Below are 17,372 nucleotides of genomic sequence, written 5' to 3' on the forward strand. Positions count from 1 at the left end.
CTATCACTTTAATTCACCTTATCAATCCTCTTCTTAATTATGAAATGTATCTTTTTTACAACCTGCTTTTTATGCCTATCTTTTTTTGGGTATGGACAAAATTATTACGGATTATCAGCAACCTTGACAGATGAAAATGCAACAGAATTAGTTGGTGCAACGGTCTTGCTATTAAATTTACCAGACTCTACCATGGAGGAATATGCACTGACCAATGAAAAGGGAATTTTCAAAATAACAGCACCTAAAAGAACGAATTACCTGTTGAAAATTAGTTACATGGGGTATGAAGATTATGAAAAGATACTGGACTTGAACCAAAAAATGGACTTGGGAACTATTGTTTTGAAAGAAAAAAGTGAGTTGCTAGAATCTATAGAGGTCGTTGAAGAACGTATTCCTATTCGTATGAATGGGGACACGCTAGAGTATAGTGCAGATGCTTTTGAAACACAAGAACACGATAATGTAGAAGCGTTGCTAAAAAAATTGCCAGGGGTGCAGGTCGAACGTGATGGAACGATCAAGGCGCAGGGAGAAACAGTAGATCGAATCTTAGTCGATGGAAAAGAGTTTTTTGGAGATAATCCTGAAGTGGCAATGAAAAATTTGCCTGCTGATGCGATTAATAAAGTTCAGGTTTATGATCGAAAATCAGAGATGGCTGAGTTTTCTGGTGTGGATGATGGTGTTGAAAAAAAGACCATTAACCTAACCCTAAAAGAAGATAAAAAGCATGGTTTTTTTGGACACTTAGAAGGTGGATATGGTTATTCTGTTCCAGATCAGTTTGAAGCTACTTCAGAAAACCATCGTTATTTGGGCAATGTAAGTTTGAATTATTTTAATCCCAAAATGCGCTTGTCTACCATTGGGGCAATTAATAATATCAATGAGGAAAGTTTTAGCTTTATGGATTATATTAATTTGATGGGAGGCATTCAATCCATGATGTCTGGTGGAAGCCTTAATTTGGAAATTAGTGAAGATGATCCTTTAGGAGCTTTATTGATGAATAATCAAGAAGGAATCGCACAAACAATTGGTGGAGGCGTCAATTTTAATTGGTTTATTAGTAATAAAACAGAATGGAGCACCCATTATTTTTATAGTATTCTAAATCGAGAAAAGGATGCGTATAATTTTTCGAGATCCGTCAATCTCAATCAGTTTTTTATTCGTAATAGTTGGCTTAATAGTTCTGTTCAAGCAGGAAATCACAACCTTAATTCGACTTTTACGCATGAGTTTGACCCAACACAAGACTTAAAATTTGAGATAAGGTTCAAATGGAATGATGCTGCATCTAATCGCCAGACAAGAGAACAGAGTTTTGGTGGAAACAACCAGTTGCTTAATGAAATTGATCAAGGTTATAACCAAAAACAATTGGGATGGGGGTTAAACTCTAACGTACTGTATCGAAAAAAATTCAAGAAAAAAGGACGAGTATTAATGTCAAATTTGGTGTTTGGTTATAGCAAAGACAATCAAACAAGTACCAATATTTCGACAACTAATTTGTACAATGATGGTGGTAGTTTACAATTGGTCGATTCTCTGAATCAGGATCAACTGGTGCTGGGCAATCAGCAAATTTATGGAGCTGAATTTTCTTTTATAGAGCCGCTCGGTAAACGAAACTTTTTAGATATTAAGTTGGTCGGAATGTTGAATTTAGATACAAAAGATCGGCAAGTATATGATATTGAGCATGGAAATAATCGAATCAATTCCGCATTGAGCAATCTATTTCAAAAAGAATACAATTACCAAACCCTAACAGCACGTTTCCAACGAAATCAAAAGCCCTATACCATTACAATAGAAGCCGCTTTGCAACGCAGTTTCCTCAAAGGAATTTTTACCAATGGTCAAGCTGATTTAGCAAGAACTTATTATTATCCATTGGGCGCAATTGCTCTAGATTATAAAATTAGTAACTCAAGTAATTTGGATTTTCGTTATCAAACAAGGATAAAAGAGCCTCAAATACAACAGTTACAACCAATTATTAATAATAATAGTCCTTTAGCTTTGTATATTGGTAATCCTAATTTAAATCCAGAGTACCACCACGAAATAGATATTCAATACAACTTATTTGAACAATTCTCATTTACTTCATTTTTTGCAAATGCTTCTTTTACAGTATTACAAAATCAGATTGTAGACAATCAGATAATTGATGAAAACTTGCGAATACGTTACCAACCAGAAAATACAACGGTGGGATATCAAGGGCGATTGTACTTGAGTTTTAGTCGACCAATCAAAGTCTTGGGAATCAAGTTTAATATAGGAGTAAATGCTGAAGTGAATCAACGAACAAGTCAAATTAATGCAGTTGCTAACGAGGAGTTGACGCAGCGGTATACATTTAAAGCAAGTTTAGAAAATCGTAAAAAGAAAATAGTTGATGCAATCGTTGGAACTCGAATAGACTTCAATAAAAGTGCGTTCTCAATTAATAATTCACTCAATACAAGTTATCTCAACTATGTTGCTTATAGCGATGTAAAAGTGACTATTGCAAAAAAATGGAACATCAATACAAGTTTTGATTATAAGATTTATGCTGATCCTTCCTTTGAAGAAAATCTATACATTCCAATGTGGTCAGCAGGAATTAGCCGAACCTTTTTAGATGCCAACCAATTAAAAATTGAGCTACGAGTATTTAATATTTTAGATCAGCAACTATCTGTTCGACGCATTAGCCAGAATGATATGATTTTGGAGAGTAGAGCCAATACATTAGGACGTTATATAATGCTCTCTGCTCGATACAAAATCACACAAGTAGGGGCTAAAAATCCCAATGATGGCATCCAGCTTATAGAGGAATAACTAGGGCATTTTGAAAGGAGAAGCACTAGGGGCGAAATGATATTCTTTTAATCCGCTATACCCAACAATTGGCGATTCTATTGGAATGTATAACAATAGAGTCGCCAAGGTAGCGGTTTACTTTTAATTATTGAGGATGATAGATTTTTTTAGCGGTTTCTAGAATAGTTGTCTTATTAAGGCTCATTACCTTTGTTTTTTGTTGTAAAAACAAATCCATTTGATCGTTGTAATGAGGGCTCTCTGGACGATTAGAAGCACCATAACAGTTGATGCTTTCTATTTTTTCAACACCATTTTTGTTATAAGTGGCAAAAAGAATAAACGATTCTCCTAAGTCACTTTGACGCATACCTTTTTTCCAAGGGACTGTATACATGGCTGCAATAGATTCACCAACGCCCCCAATAGGTGCTACTTTAGTACCTCGAACATGTTTTTGCAAATCACCTAGTTCTATCTCTAAGCTTTTGAAATGCTTTAAAAGATATTTTTTAGCATATAGTAAGGCATCGGCAAAAGTAGCTTCTTCCATTGTAATAGGAAGATCAGAATTGCCTTTTTTATTTCTATAATCAGAAATATAAATTGTAGAAAGAAGAAAGATAGCTGCTTGTTTGTTGTGAATATCTGCATTGCCATCCCATTTGGAAAAAACAGCAATAATATCCGCAATTTTAGGGTATTTCTTTGGAGATAAGTGCCTAATCAAATCCCAATTTTGTATGGTTCTCGTATAGAGTGGGAAACGATGTTTATAATCGTATTTAATTCTTTTAAAATCTTCATAACTCAGTTGGTTGTATTGTGCTATCAAATCCTTAAACCGCAACTGTCTAGGAAGGTTTTCTGTAATGTATCCCATCGTTGGGTTGTAGTCCGCAGGATTAGGATTGTCAACATCTGCCGTAGAATTAAAACCTGTCCCATTCATATGAAATACATATCCAGAGGGAGGATTTTCTACCGTTAGAATACTATCCATGGGCATGAAATTGGCTGCCCATAGTGTTGCTGAGGTATCGCCAGGAACTATATTTTTCCAATTATAATTGGGATTTCTATAAGGAAACAAGCCATTGTCAACAAATAAAATATTGCCTTCCTTGTCAGCGTATGTCGTGCTAATGCTAGGTTGCTGCTGAAGGTTGAGCGCTGCTTTAAATTCGTTTAAATTAGTTGCCTTATTCATGTGGTACCATTGTTCAGGAGCACCAATAACCATATTAGAAGGAAAACGCAAGGCATAAAAACCAGTTTTGTTTTTAACAACAGGACCGTACTTGCTCCAATAAAATTTTTTTCTAATGCCAAACTTAAAAATCCAAACTTTTACAGTTGCTTTCCAAATACGTTCTTCTAAATCCAACCATTTTCCATCCAGTTGATATTTTAATTTTTCTTTTGGGTGCATTTTTAGTTCAAAAACATCCGAATAATCGTTGTAATTGACACAGTGCGTCCATCCCAAGTGCTCGTTGGTGCCGACAAAAGGAGTAATACCACCGCAAAATGTTGCCCCCGTAAAATTCCAACCTTCTTCAGTATGGATGTGGACTTCATACCACGATAAGTAAGAGCGAAGTGGTTGATGAGAATTAGAAACCAAAAAAGTTTTACCTTCTTGCGTTTTGTGTGGCGCAATAGCAATTCCATTTGACCCCGCACTCAAGTTTTTTTTATTGCTAGAAGTGATGGGCTCTAAGTTATTTTCAAATAAACGACCTAAGTTAAACTGAATATTAGAAATCAAGGACGTTGAAATATTGTAGGCAACGGCAATGTCTTTGGGCGTAATTGGAAATAATTTCTTGTGTCTAATTTCTTTAGGATGCAGTTCGGCATAACGATTGACAGCACTGGCATAAGCTGTTAGCATTTGCTTGAATTTGGGCGAAAAAGTAGTTTCGTACTTTTCTTCAACGACCTCCCTAGATTTTATCAAAAAGCTAATAGCATCAAATAAAGCGCCTTCTTTTCCTAGTACAGCTCCAAATATTCCTTTGGCAGCTAAAAAAGGTTCTTGGACTTGTTCAAAGTTATCTTCACAGTGAGCCCAAGCTAGCCCATAGGCTGCCTCAACATCCGTTTGGGTAAAAATATGAGGAACGCCCCATTCATCTCGTGCTATTGTAATATTATTCAAATCAACAGGAGCTACCGTTTGTCCAAAAGATAAAATAGTGAGGCCACAAAGCAAGAGCGTGCATGCAATTCTCATTCAAATCGGGAGATTAAAAGGTTAAAGAATGGTGCGATATACTTGATTAGAAGATTAAAAGAGGAATAATAGTAATGTATTGACTCCAATCTTCTAATCAAGTATAGTATTAAGAGGGCTAGGCCTCTTCTTTGGAAATTTCTTCAGCAAATTTTTTAAAACGCTCCATCGTTAGTTCTGTTTGTTTTTTGAAAATGCCTTTCATCGCTAAGGCGGCATATTTCATAAGACCACTAAATTTGAAGTTGTTCTCCATAATCCAGCGAGTTTTGTTGGGAGCAATCTCTTTGAAATTATTGGTGACAGTATTGGTAACACCATCAGAGTCATAACGCAATACAAATTCATCTGGAATATTGCGTTTCAGAATAGTTTCTTTCATGACAATTTCTTTTACAACCATGTTGTAACGAATTTCGGCAGTAGCCCCAACGTGACCTATTTCGCCAGATAGGGGAGTAAAACTGATAACATTAGGTTGCCATTTTTTTAAATTATCAGGATTCTCAAACAACTCTAGTAATTTCGCAAAAGAGATATCAACAATAATTTCTATATGGAATTTCATTTTATTAATGTAGTTGCAGGATTTAAGAACAATGCGTTAAATCCGAGTTTATAAAAACATTTTTATACAAAGTATTAATCAATAATACTCCGTTGATTTTTTGACGGAGTAAGGAACAAAACAAAGTTAGCGAAATTTACCACAATGCATAAAAAATGGACATACGGTTTTATCCAGATGTCCTTAGTGAATCGTAATGGTGTCTAATACGTTATAGCACCGTAAAACTTAGAAATGCAAATGTTTAACTGTTAATCCATTATTAATTAATTGTTTTAGTGATTGTATTCCAATCTCTAAGTGCCTGTTAACGAAATTTTTTGTAACAGCATTATCACTTTGTGACGTTTTGACACCTTCAGGGGTCATTGGCATATCAGATACTAATAATAATGCCCCCGCAGAAATTTTGTTGCGAAAAGCTGTGATAAATAAAGTTGCCGTTTCCATATCAATAGCCAAACAACGAATGGCTCGCAAATAATCTTTAAATTCCAAATCGTGTTCCCAAACTCGGCGGTTGGTGGTATAAACTGTCCCTGTCCAGTAATCTAGGTCATTGTCACGAATAGTGGTAGAAATTGCTTTTTGTAAAGCAAAGGCAGGTAGTGCAGGAACTTCTGGTGGGAAATAATCATCTGACGTACCTTCTCCTCTGATGGCAGCAATTGGCAAAATTAGGTCGCCTACTTTATTTTTATCACTTCGCAATCCCCCACATTTTCCTAAGAATAGACAAGCTTTGGGGCTAATTGCTGTTAGCAAATCCATTATTGTAGCAGCATTAGGACTTCCCATACCAAAATTGATAATTGTAATTCCATCTGCGGTAGCTGTTTGCATGGCTTTGCCAAAACCTTTCATTTCCACATTGTGCATCTCTGCAAATTCTACCACATAGCCGCTAAAGTTGACTAAGAGAATGTATTCACCAAATTCTTCTAGTTCTGTGCCCGTATATCTAGGCAGCCAATTATCGACAATCTCTTTTTTTGTTTTCATATGTATAATTGTTGTGTGTTATTATCTTCTCTTTTTTTATAATAAATAATAAACTAGCAATTTACAAATGATTGAGGAGAAAAGCAATAGAGGAGAGTGATAAAACCTTAAAATTTATGTGAAGAAAGGTTTAGAATATTAATAAAATTTTGAAGAAAAAAAGGAACTTTTATTAGAAAGAGTTTATTGAGAACTTACTTTAAGTTAAAGTATAAACTAGATGAAATTTTAGATAAAGTAATTGGATCGAAAGAGATTAAAGAGAAAATAACCGCCCCTACCGCACCAGCATCACCGTTCCACGACGTTCAATCCAAGTACCGTCAGGTGCTTGAAATCGAATCAAATACACATACATACCCATTTTGAGCGATTGCCCATCTTTCGTGCCGTCCCATCCATCATACAGATCGTTGGTTTCAAAAATTTGTTGACCATAACGATCAAAAATAAGCATAGAGTAGTTGTGAATGCTACGACTAAAAACAATCAGAGGACGAAAAGAACGATTTTTTCCATTGGGAGAGACAGCATTGGGAATTTGAATATTAGAGCCTTGAACCGCACAGCCTCTATTGGATTGACTTTGAGTAAAAGTAGATTGACCATTCGGAAAGCTTAAGCTGACATTGGCAATAACAAAATAACAATTTTCTGCCTCATTTTCATTGGTTACATCCAAGACGTCTGTATAGGAAAGAGTCGTAGGAGGTAAAATAGCAATGCGTTGAGGAGAATTGCCCGTATATTTGTACAACCAATATTCTTGAACCGTGCCATATTCCAATGTATTGGCGGTCCAAGTAATATGATTTTCAAAGTTTTCTAAAGCCTCTGCTTCTAAGAAGATGGTCTGCCCTAAATTACTAGTAACAATATGTCCACAAGCATCTTCTGTTTGAACTTGGTAATAATAACTGTTTTTGTAAGGTTCTACTTGATTGTCTGTAAAACCATTGGCTACTGAACCGATGACAGGTAACGACAAGCGAGAGGATAATTCATTCCGATTTGTGCCACTCAAAAGGTTGCCACCAGCATAATCAACATCAGTATCCCATTCCCAACTGATGTCAATTTCATTGTCATTTGTAACGGTTAATTTGGTTAAATGTAGAAAATCCATAGGACGGTTGACCCGAACATCAAAACGCAAGTGGTTAGACAGTGCTTGATTAGTCTTGTTTTTTTCTATTGCTCTGATTTGAAAAACTAAAATATCGTTGTCTTGCGCATTGTTATAATTATATTCTGTAGCCGTTCTAGAAAGCGTTTCCAGACGCTGAAAACCAGTGCCGTTTTTGTTCAACCATATTTCATAGTTTAAAACACCATCTTTCCAATTTTCATAGGCATTCCATTGGATCGAAATAGCACGACTGCAAGAATCAATTGTACCTTGAAGAACCATTGATGTATGAGGTCCTGTGGTTCCATCAACAGGGTCACCCAAGCCAAGAAGACTTTTGTTACAAGAACTGACAGCAATAATGGCATACCGTGCAAGCAAATCAACAGCAGTAACATCGGTATAAGTTGTTGTGGTGATGATGGTGCTAGCATTGGGATAGGGAAAGTAATTCCCTGAGCCATAAGGGTTTTCTTTGTATAGTTGATAACCAATAACTTCTGGGCTAGGGCTGGCAGACCAACTGATAACAGGAAAATTACCAACAATATTCACACTTAACAAATCAGGGGTAACTGGTCGTTGATTGCTAACCGTTGTAGAAAGGCTGGTTAATGTACCGTTACATAACATACCAACTTGATAGTTCCAAATTGATTCGCTAGGATTAGAATGGACAATATTGTTTGTTGTAACTGTATCTAAAGGAATAAATGGTCCTGTATTATTTTCTTGCCCCAAAATGACATAACCTCCAAAACCTGCACAGGGAGTCCCTTGCCAAGTAACGGAGTCTTGTCCCGAACCCAAGAGTAAACGAGCGCAAACTTCTGGTGCTTGCGCTTGTAGTTGTTGTCCTAAGTAGAGGCAAAAAAAGAGGCTAATAATAGTTTTTAGATACATCATTGGTTTTTAACGTAATAAATTCTTTGATAAGTAAGATGGAATGATACAAGAAGTCCACAACCACGCAGTAGCAGCATAGCTAAATACTAATGAATGAATCAAAGAACGAAATAATAAAGTTACTATTCAATAACAACTTCTAGTAAGTCCTCCTTGTTCAAATATTTTTGAGCCATCGCTTGTATTTGTTCAGGAGTAATCGTTTTGATGGTTTGAATAAATTTGTAATAATACGAATCATCCAAATCAGCTGTTACCAAACTTTTAAGGATACTAGCGACATTAAATACACCATCTAGGGCGGTTAATTGCATGCCCAACGTATAATTTCGTACCATTTCCATTTCTTGTAAAGGAATGGGACTATCTTGTAAACGTTCTATTTCGCGATATATTTCAGTTAAGGCTGCATCTTTAACATCTTTTCCTACATCGGTGTGAATATACCAGTAACCACTATAACGCAGTGTTTCCAAAGAAGAGTAAACGCCATAGGTATATCCATTTTCCTCTCGAAGGTTTTGCATTAACCGAGCTCCAAAGTATCCACCCAATACCATATTAAGCATATAAAATTGGTCACAATCGGGATGTTCTCTAGAAAAAGTACGTCGTCCAATACGAATAGAAGCTTGTAAGCTGTCGTCAGAAAGTACTTGATGAATTTTTTTTGGTAACTGCAATGGAGCTAATTCCCATTGTGGGGCTGGAGCAGTCGTGCTAGAAGGCAAACTACCAAAGTGTTGCTCTAACAACTCAATAATTGTTGTAGAAACCTTACCAGAAACAAAAATAGTGCAATTATTTGCAGTGTAATTGTCTTTGAAATGTTGTTGAATGCTAGTTAGTGTAACCTTGTCAAAAGAATCTTCTGATGAATTGTAGCCGTAGGGATGTTCAGATCCAAACAACTCTTCGGTGAACAAACGGTAAGCCACTACATCATTTTTTTGCAGTTGCACCTTTAAATTTTGTCGATTGCGTTTGAGTAATTTTGTCAATTCTTCGGTAGGGAATGCAGGAGTTGTCAACAACTCTTCTAGCATAGGAAGCAGCATTTTTAGATGCTTGGCAAGACAATACACTTGAATATTGACGGTGTTAAAACCATCGTATATATTTAAAGAAGCACCATAGTACTCAAAAAAATCAGCCAACTGCTCTGCATTGTGCTGATGACTCCCTGCTTTGAGCAGTTGAGAGGTAATACGAGCAATTAATTTTTCTTTTTCGCACCAACGTCCTGCCTTAAAAATAAGTTCTAGTTTTATAACATCTTGACTACCTAAACTAACTTCATAAACAGGAATTCCATTGCTTAATTGATGAACAATAGGACGATGTAAATTGAGTGTTCCAACAGTTTGTATATGAGGTGCTTTGCTGCGATTTATCATTCTTAATAATTAAAGTTTTGGCAAAGATATAAACTTTTGTAACCGAAATAACTACTTGATGCGTTTTTAATTACTTCCACACGCTGTTTGTTGACACTTGTTGTTATCGACCTAAATAAGGGAAAGGACAGAGGTGCAGTTGCGAAAAGATGGAGTTAGGGGGTGTTTGAAAACTTATCTAGCAACTCAAATTTTATAATTTTCCTTTGATAGTATAAAAATTAATTCCTTTGATAAACTCGTTTTGCTTTTGTAGTGTTTGTATTTGCGTGATTAAGCTATTGGGAATTTTATCCCAACTGGCACCATTATTATCATAAAGAATAACCCAACCATTATCTAAGTTGAAAGAAACGTATCGAATTAATTTATTGCTATTTTGTAATAACTTAATTTCTGAAATCATTTTTTCAGGAATCAATTCCCAAAAAACAGTATTGTCATCAGCAATCAAAACCCAACCTCCATTAATAGATAATCCAATACTCTTTATTGTTCTATTAGCTTGATTGAGTTCTATAATTTTGTCGATTAGAGAGGGGGCAATATTTTTCCAGTTGGCTTCATTGTTATCATATAAAATAATCCAACTTTGTTTGTTGTAAGAGTTAATTGGAGAAAAAGCAATTTGTTGAATGGAAGAACCTGCTGCTTTTATATCTTGCAAGATAGCCATAAAGTCACGATGAGTACCGTCCCAAGACAGGTGCGATTCAGTTGGTTGCTGAGCTGTATTGGTATAAGAAATAACCCATCCTCCGTCAGGGGCTAAGCCAACGCAATTGACATTAGCATACGAACGAGCGGACAGTTTTTGTTGTTTATCAAGCAACGAGTTGGGGATATCTTGAGCGGCAAATTGATTCTTGTTGAACCAAAGTGTCCAACCCTCCTGTGCTTGCGTGTTGTAACCGATACAACTAAAGAAAATAATAAAAAGTAGTGCGGTGTTTTGCATGTTAATCTGTTTTGGTAGAAGTTGTTGCAAAAGGAAACAAACTTCATGAAAAAAGCCACCGAATTAAGCTTTTGGATCTGTGTGAAAGAACGACAAAAGCTCATTAGGTGGCTTTGTATGAATAAAATTTCGAAATAATTTAGCGAGTTATTTTACGCTATCTAAGCGTTTTTGAATTTCTTCAACAATTTTTTGTTGCTCTTCAATTGTCAACTTTGTATTGCCTTGTTCTTCTTCACTTTTTTTGATATCACTTTCTGCTGTTACAATGTTGTCCTCCATTTTTTTAATGGTAGCACGGTAAGTCTCAATATCTTTTGTGCGTTGAGCTTCCTCTTTTTCTAATTTTTTGAGGGCATCTTCCAATTCTTTTAGTTTTTTCTCAGCTTCTTTTAGCTCTGCTTCAATCATATCTGCTGATACTACATTGGCAAAATCCTTTAGTATTTTCTCACCAGCAGGGTAGCGCTCGGGATAATCTTTAGAGGAGAGATAAGAAGCACCCAAATTGAACCAAACAGCTATTGCTGTTCCTTCTTGACCTCTTTCTTCGATTTTTAGAATAATATCGACGGTGTTGTCACTCATATCTTTGATCGTGGCATCGTCAGCAATATATTCGTTCATTTTACGATCGAATTTTGTCTTGCCTTTTAGCTTCTTGATGAATTTCCCCCAAGCTTTGTTGACCCCCTTTGCTGTTGTGCCAGGTAATTCCATTGTTAAGGCGTTAAAACTACCTTTGCTGTTGGCTTTTGTCTCTTCTTTGACAGGAGATTCTATTTGTCCCCAACTAGTTGACACCAAAGCCAAAAGAGCAAAAAGTGTAAGCATTAATGTTTTCATAATTTTTTGTTTTTGTTTGCTTAAAAAAAGGATTTCACAAAATAATGTTGTATTTTAGGAGTTCTCATCAAATGTGTACTCTCAACACTAAAGGGCTTATAATACTACTACTACTTTATCAATTGAAAGAGAATCATTCTTATTGATTCTGGGAATTAAGTATTTTTATAAGAAAAGTAATGTTTTGTAAAAGAAAGCTTGTCTAAAATAAGCAAAACTTGCTATCTTAGCAAAACGTTATCAAATAAAAAAAAATATGAGAATTATAATACTAGTATTTAGCGTTTTGCTAACTGTATCCAATATTCATGCCCAAAGAATACAGCACTTAAAAAAGGGAAATGCTTTTTATAAAGAAAAAGACTATACGAATGCTGTTGTAGAATACGAAAAGCTGTGGAACTCTACTGCGGGAGCGAAGCTTTTAGGGGTAGATGCAAAAATGAACTTGGCAAATAGTTACCGCTTAATGGATTATCCATTTAAAGCTAAAGAACTGTATCAGCAAGTCATGCAATACGGGGATGACCGACAATCTATTTATTTGGAATATGGAAAAGTCTTAATGTCTTTGGGAAGGTATGACGAAGCCATCAAGCAATTTGAAATATATGCTCAAAAGAACCCAGAATCGACTGAGCCAGCCGCGTTGATACAGCAATGTAAAGATATTGAGAATATTGAGCCTTTGTTTACGAATGTTGATATCTTAAACCAAGATTTGGTTAATGATACTGCTACTCGCCAAATCGGAATTACGTACTACGGAGATGGGGTTGTGTTTGCTTCGGATGAATTGGGCGAAGATTTGGGGGATATGCGCACAAGGGGCTTTTTGAATATGCGTGTAAGTGGTGTTAATGCCGAAGGAAATTTGAAACGTTCTGAAAAATTTACACAATCTTTGAATAGTAACGAACGCCACGATGGTCCTGCCGCTTTTTCAAGAGATGGTCTGCATGTATTTTATTCTCAAAGTGTTCCAACAAGAGATGGAGGAACTGTTTTGCAAATTTGGACTTCGTCTTTTCGAGATGGTCGTTGGACAGAAGCGCGCCCATTGGAATTTTTAATGCAAGGAAGTAATTTTACACATCCAACACTATCAGCCGATGGCAGAACCTTGTATTTTGCTTCTGATATGAAGGGAACATTTGGAGGGCTAGATATATGGATGAGTAATTATGAGGACAATAGCTGGACGTATCCTATTAACTTAGGAAAAGATATTAATACCGAGAAAGATGATGCTTGGCCTTATATTCATCCAGATGGAGATTTGTATTTTTCTTCAAAAGGACACCCTGGTTTTGGTGGTTATGATATCTTTCGCACCCGTCCACTTGGAAATGGAGTAGATTGGTTGCCAATCGAAAATTTAGGGCAGCCGTTTAATTCTTCTTTTAGTGACGTTTCTTTTATTATGTCAGATGATCAAACTCAAGGTTTTTTATCGTCTAATAGAGCTAAGAGTTATGATATTTTTAAATTTGTTTTGGTTGGTGCCGAAAAACAAATCTTGCCAGAGGGAATTCCACCTAGAACGAGTATTGGTATTTCAGAAATCGAACATCCTGTTATTTTAAGCGATATTCCTAAACGCCCAGATGGTATGACAGATGATGAGTACATTGCTTTTTTGGCGGATAAGGCTAACAAAGGAGAAATAGATTTACCGAAGGCTGATGAGCCAAAGAATACTCCACTTCCTGACGACAAATCAGATCCAACGAATACGGAGCCGACACCAACCAACAATCCTAGTTCAACTGGAAACCCAACCAACAATCCTCCAGTAAATACAGAACCAACACCGACACCTAGCGAAGATATTGTGCTTGCTGTTGTCTTAAAAGTAATGGATGTTGCGAATTCTAGACCTTTGAGCGATGCTAAAGTAGTTGTCAAAAATAAGTTTACACAAGAAGAAACGGTTTTGGATGTAAATGCTCAAGGAGAAATAGAGGTGCGATTAGAGCCTGATCAAAAGTATACCATCTCTGGTCAGTGTATGGGATACAAAGAAAGTTCGTTGCCTGTTTCTACCATGGGAGTTGTGGCTTCTGATCGAGTACAAGCAAACCTGCCGATGGAAAAAGAATAAACTTAGAATAAAAAAAATGAAGCCTGTATAAATGTTTTTCTAACGTACATTTATACAGGCTTTTTTTTTGAAATGCCCATTGTAGCGGGGTTTATAGAGTTGAAATAGACTAAGGTGCAAAAGAGAAAATAATCTTTTTTGAAGAATTGTAAAAAAAAATAAAAAAAGACCCAACCCTTTTTTTTTTACCCTCGTTTTCACCAATAACAGGCGTATAAAACCGTTTTTATTTAAATAAAAGGCATCTATTTCTATATCAAAATACCTTGATTAAACAGTAGAAATAGAAAACATAGTTCTAACAGTTTGAAAAATACTGCTAAAACATTACGACCAAAAAAGCAATCAGTAGTATTTTTCAACTGTTATTTTGAAATTGACTTACAACAACAACAACATACTTACAACAACAAGTTTACTTACTTACTTACTTACTTACTTTGCAGCTTGGGATGGAATAGGTTAAAAGCTAGAGGTGGCAATCCCACCTCAACCTGTTCCTGAACTGAAACGCAACTAAAATTTAAATTGCTATTTTTATAGCGAAACATAGGGTTAAAAAGAACAGTCTTTGGCTGTTCTTTTTATATTTTAGGGATGGAACAGTGAATTGTGAGTTGGCGTTCTAGTAGGATGCTAGTATGAAATGGTTGGTGTCTACTCAAAGCAGCGTATTTCGTATTGGGCACGTTTGAAAAAACAGACTGTTAATTAATCGAATGCCGAATGAAATGGCAAAGGAATACTATTAATTACCTTGACTTGACAATATAAAACGATATTCTATAGAATCTACCTATACATTTTTTAAATTTGAGAAATATAATAGTGAAGTTGTTTAAAAGATGAATTACAATTAATTTATTTTTTATTACTACTCGTAACAATCTGTTGGAATTATACTCATAGTGCTACCCTGCAAAGGTTTGGTATCTTATGCAGTTGTAATGTAGCTAAACGTTATTAGTGGTCTGCTATACTAAATAAATGTACAGTCTAAAGATTTAAATTAGAGTATAAGGTTATGATATATAATAAAATAAAGTGCTTAACAGCCCTGTTAGTTGCATTAATTAGTAGTCAAGTATTAGGACAAGATAATCCCGTAGCATTAGGGGAGTGGCGCTCGCACTTGTCGTATGAGAGTATGGTGGCGTTGACAGAAAGTGACGATGCCGTATTTTATGCATCTACCCAAGCTATTCTAAAAGTTTACAAGGAAGACCAATCATTAGAGCACCTCAATAAGGTTTCTGGTTTGAGCGATATGCGGATAAAAACCATAGAGTATAATCGCTCTGAGAAGCTATTGGTAATTGCTTACACAAATGGAAATATTGACTTGTTATATGATAATGGTCAAGTTGTTAATCTATCTGCTATTATTACTAATAATAACATCATTGGAGATAAGTCGATTAACCAGATTTATTGTTCTGGAAAACAAATTTATTTTTCTTGTTCTTTCGGATTGGTAGTTTATGACTTAGATATAGAGGCGTTTAGCCAAACAACGTTTACGCCAGCTGATGTAAATGCTTGTACTCAATACGGAGACACTTTATTTATAGCGACAGATCAAGGAATTTACAAAGGAATAATGGATGGTCGAAACTTGTTGGATTTTGGAACATGGCAATTTCAAGGAAGTCATGTAAATCTTAATATTGCATCGTATTCTTCTAGAAATTTAATTACATTTAATGATAGAGTGTATGCCGCAGCAAAAGATACATTGTATCAATATTATAACGGAACATGGCATCATTTTGATGGCTTCGATCAGGCAGCAGGACAGGCTATTAGCTTTTGGAGACCAACAGGAACAGGAGATTTTGTTCCACACTATAATATGTCTTTAAATTATGCCCAAAATAAATTAATTATTACGACCAATACCCCTACTTATTATTTAATTGATGTGTCCAATACAATCGAAACAAAATCGTATGCTCGCTCTTGGCGAGTTAAAGATATAGTGATTGATCAAGACAATATTCATTGGGCTGCTGATGAAGCATATATGCACCGAGATTTTAAATACATTGAACCGAACTCACCACGAAGTAATTTGGTCGCTGACATGCACGTGGATGAAGAAGGAACACTTTGGGTAGCCTCTGCTCCATATAACTCTATTACGGCTTATTTTAGTAGAAATGGCTTTTATAGTTATAAAGATGGTGAATGGAAAGAATTTAGCACAAGAACGAATGTGCTAACAGATACTTTTTGGGATCCGATTCGAATTATTAGTAACCCTGTTAACAATAAAATATACGTAGGCTCTTTTATGAGTGGTGTGTTAGAAATGGATGCTAATGGAACTGTATCTGTATTTGATCAGTATAGTTCTGATGTCCCTCTAGAAGGTACGAATGGAGATAATGCTAGAACAAGAGTATTGGGATTGGCTGTGGATGATGATGGTAATGTTTGGATGACTAATTCGGGGACTTTTGATGCCACCTTGACCGTAAGAAAACGAGACGGAAGCTGGAAAGCATTTCCTAGCACATACTTTAGCAATCAAATTCAAGTAGAGGAGGTCGTAATTGATCGAAATGGTTATAAGTGGGTGAAACATATTACTGGAAAAATAACCGTTTTTGATAGCGGAGATTTGGACGATGATACAGACGATAGAAGCATTCAGTTGGGAGATAACAATACTGTATTGCCTAACAATGATGTTAAATGCTTGGTAGCTGATAAAAATGGAACTATTTGGGTTGGAACGAATGCGGGAATTACGATCTTTAATTGTTCTTCTAATGTGTTTGACAATGACTGTGGAGGAAATCGCCCTGTTATTACGCAAGATAATTTTAATGGATATTTATTGGAAGGGGAAACCATCTTAGATATTGTGGTCGATGCTGCTAATAGAAAGTGGGTCGCAACTACCAATGGTTTGTTTTTACTTTCAGCCGATGGTTATAACCAACTCGCTTATTTTACTAAAGAAAATAGTCCTTTGTTTGACAACGAAGTCAATCATTTAGCAATAGATGGAGTTACTGGAACGGTATATATTTCTAGTACAGTTGGGATTCAGTCTTTTAGAGGTGAGGCTACTACTGGACAGAATCGAATGAAAAAAGAAAATGTAGTCGTTTTCCCTCACCCTGTAGAGCCTGGTTATACAGGACCAATTGCTATTTCTAACTTGGTAGATGAAGCCAATGTGAAAATTACAGATGCCAGTGGTCGATTGGTTTATGAGACGACTGCATTGGGAGGACAAGCAATATGGAATGGAACAGATTACAATGGAAGAAGAGCACAGTCAGGGGTTTATTTGGTTTTTGTTGTCAATGAAGAAGGAACTCAAAAGGGCGTTTGTAAGATTTTGTTTTTGAATTAACCAATTTCTTAGTTACTTTTAGTG

Annotated in this window: 10 protein-coding genes; 3 read left to right on the forward strand and 7 right to left on the reverse strand. The window is 35.8% G+C overall.

Features of this window, described 5'->3' with window-relative positions; genetic code table 11:
* Positions 1–39: 39 nt before the first annotated feature.
* Positions 40–2,850 (forward strand): outer membrane beta-barrel protein, encoded by a 2,811-nt coding sequence (locus CG11_RS17580; RefSeq protein ID WP_052598126.1) that lies wholly within the window; start codon positions 40–42, stop codon positions 2,848–2,850.
* A 127-nt stretch (positions 2,851–2,977) separates the two neighbouring features.
* Here the strand turns inward: CG11_RS17580 and CG11_RS17585 are convergent, their stop codons facing one another.
* From CG11_RS17585 to CG11_RS17615, 7 genes are all read right to left on the reverse strand, one after another.
* A complete protein-coding gene (locus CG11_RS17585; RefSeq protein WP_052598129.1) occupies positions 2,978–5,071 on the reverse strand; it encodes a penicillin acylase family protein in 2,094 nt (697 codons plus the stop codon).
* A gap of 118 nt (positions 5,072–5,189) precedes the next feature.
* Positions 5,190–5,639 carry an SRPBCC family protein gene (locus CG11_RS17590; protein WP_052598132.1) on the reverse strand — a complete coding sequence of 150 codons (450 nt, stop codon included), beginning with the start codon at positions 5,637–5,639 and terminating at the stop codon, positions 5,190–5,192.
* A 228-nt stretch (positions 5,640–5,867) separates the two neighbouring features.
* On the reverse strand, positions 5,868–6,641 hold the full coding sequence (locus CG11_RS17595) for an AMP nucleosidase (protein ID WP_052598134.1): 774 nt from the start codon (positions 6,639–6,641) through the stop codon (positions 5,868–5,870).
* 277 nt (positions 6,642–6,918) lie between these two features.
* Positions 6,919–8,676, reverse strand: coding sequence for a gliding motility-associated C-terminal domain-containing protein (locus tag CG11_RS17600; protein WP_081909587.1), 1,758 nt, complete (start codon positions 8,674–8,676; stop codon positions 6,919–6,921).
* 122 nt (positions 8,677–8,798) lie between these two features.
* Positions 8,799–10,073, reverse strand: a complete 1,275-nt coding sequence (locus tag CG11_RS17605) for a pitrilysin family protein (RefSeq protein ID WP_052598138.1) — start codon at positions 10,071–10,073, stop codon at positions 8,799–8,801.
* 193 nt (positions 10,074–10,266) lie between these two features.
* A complete protein-coding gene (locus CG11_RS17610; RefSeq protein WP_052598141.1) occupies positions 10,267–11,031 on the reverse strand; it encodes a hypothetical protein in 765 nt (254 codons plus the stop codon).
* A gap of 147 nt (positions 11,032–11,178) precedes the next feature.
* On the reverse strand, positions 11,179–11,877 hold the full coding sequence (locus CG11_RS17615; protein ID WP_052598142.1) for a hypothetical protein: 699 nt from the start codon (positions 11,875–11,877) through the stop codon (positions 11,179–11,181).
* 256 nt (positions 11,878–12,133) lie between these two features.
* Here CG11_RS17615 and CG11_RS17620 point away from each other — a divergent pair, with 256 nt between their 5' ends.
* Both CG11_RS17620 and CG11_RS17625 read left to right on the forward strand, forming a co-directional pair.
* Entirely contained in the window at positions 12,134–13,981 is a 1,848-nt protein-coding gene (locus CG11_RS17620; protein WP_052598143.1) for a tetratricopeptide repeat protein, read from the forward strand.
* Positions 13,982–15,005: 1,024 nt separating this feature from the next.
* The gene (locus CG11_RS17625) at positions 15,006–17,348 is read left to right on the forward strand and encodes a two-component regulator propeller domain-containing protein (protein WP_052598145.1); all 2,343 of its coding nucleotides are present in this window, start codon (positions 15,006–15,008) and stop codon (positions 17,346–17,348) included.
* Positions 17,349–17,372 lie beyond the last annotated feature (24 nt).

The organism is Aureispira sp. CCB-QB1 (assembly GCF_000724545.1).
Lineage (GTDB): Bacteria > Bacteroidota > Bacteroidia > Chitinophagales > Saprospiraceae > Aureispira.

What these genes read in the sequence shown, in the direction of transcription:
- CG11_RS17580 (WP_052598126.1), top strand. Translation starts at nt 40, where the DNA reads ATGAAATGTATCTTTTTTACAACCTGCTTTTTATGCCTATCTTTTTTT.
- CG11_RS17585 (WP_052598129.1), bottom strand. Translation starts at nt 5,071, where the DNA reads ATGAGAATTGCATGCACGCTCTTGCTTTGTGGCCTCACTATTTTATCT.
- CG11_RS17590 (WP_052598132.1), bottom strand. Translation starts at nt 5,639, where the DNA reads ATGAAATTCCATATAGAAATTATTGTTGATATCTCTTTTGCGAAATTA.
- CG11_RS17595 (WP_052598134.1), bottom strand. Translation starts at nt 6,641, where the DNA reads ATGAAAACAAAAAAAGAGATTGTCGATAATTGGCTGCCTAGATATACG.
- CG11_RS17600 (WP_081909587.1), bottom strand. Translation starts at nt 8,676, where the DNA reads ATGATGTATCTAAAAACTATTATTAGCCTCTTTTTTTGCCTCTACTTA.
- CG11_RS17605 (WP_052598138.1), bottom strand. Translation starts at nt 10,073, where the DNA reads ATGATAAATCGCAGCAAAGCACCTCATATACAAACTGTTGGAACACTC.
- CG11_RS17610 (WP_052598141.1), bottom strand. Translation starts at nt 11,031, where the DNA reads ATGCAAAACACCGCACTACTTTTTATTATTTTCTTTAGTTGTATCGGT.
- CG11_RS17615 (WP_052598142.1), bottom strand. Translation starts at nt 11,877, where the DNA reads ATGAAAACATTAATGCTTACACTTTTTGCTCTTTTGGCTTTGGTGTCA.
- CG11_RS17620 (WP_052598143.1), top strand. Translation starts at nt 12,134, where the DNA reads ATGAGAATTATAATACTAGTATTTAGCGTTTTGCTAACTGTATCCAAT.
- CG11_RS17625 (WP_052598145.1), top strand. Translation starts at nt 15,006, where the DNA reads ATGATATATAATAAAATAAAGTGCTTAACAGCCCTGTTAGTTGCATTA.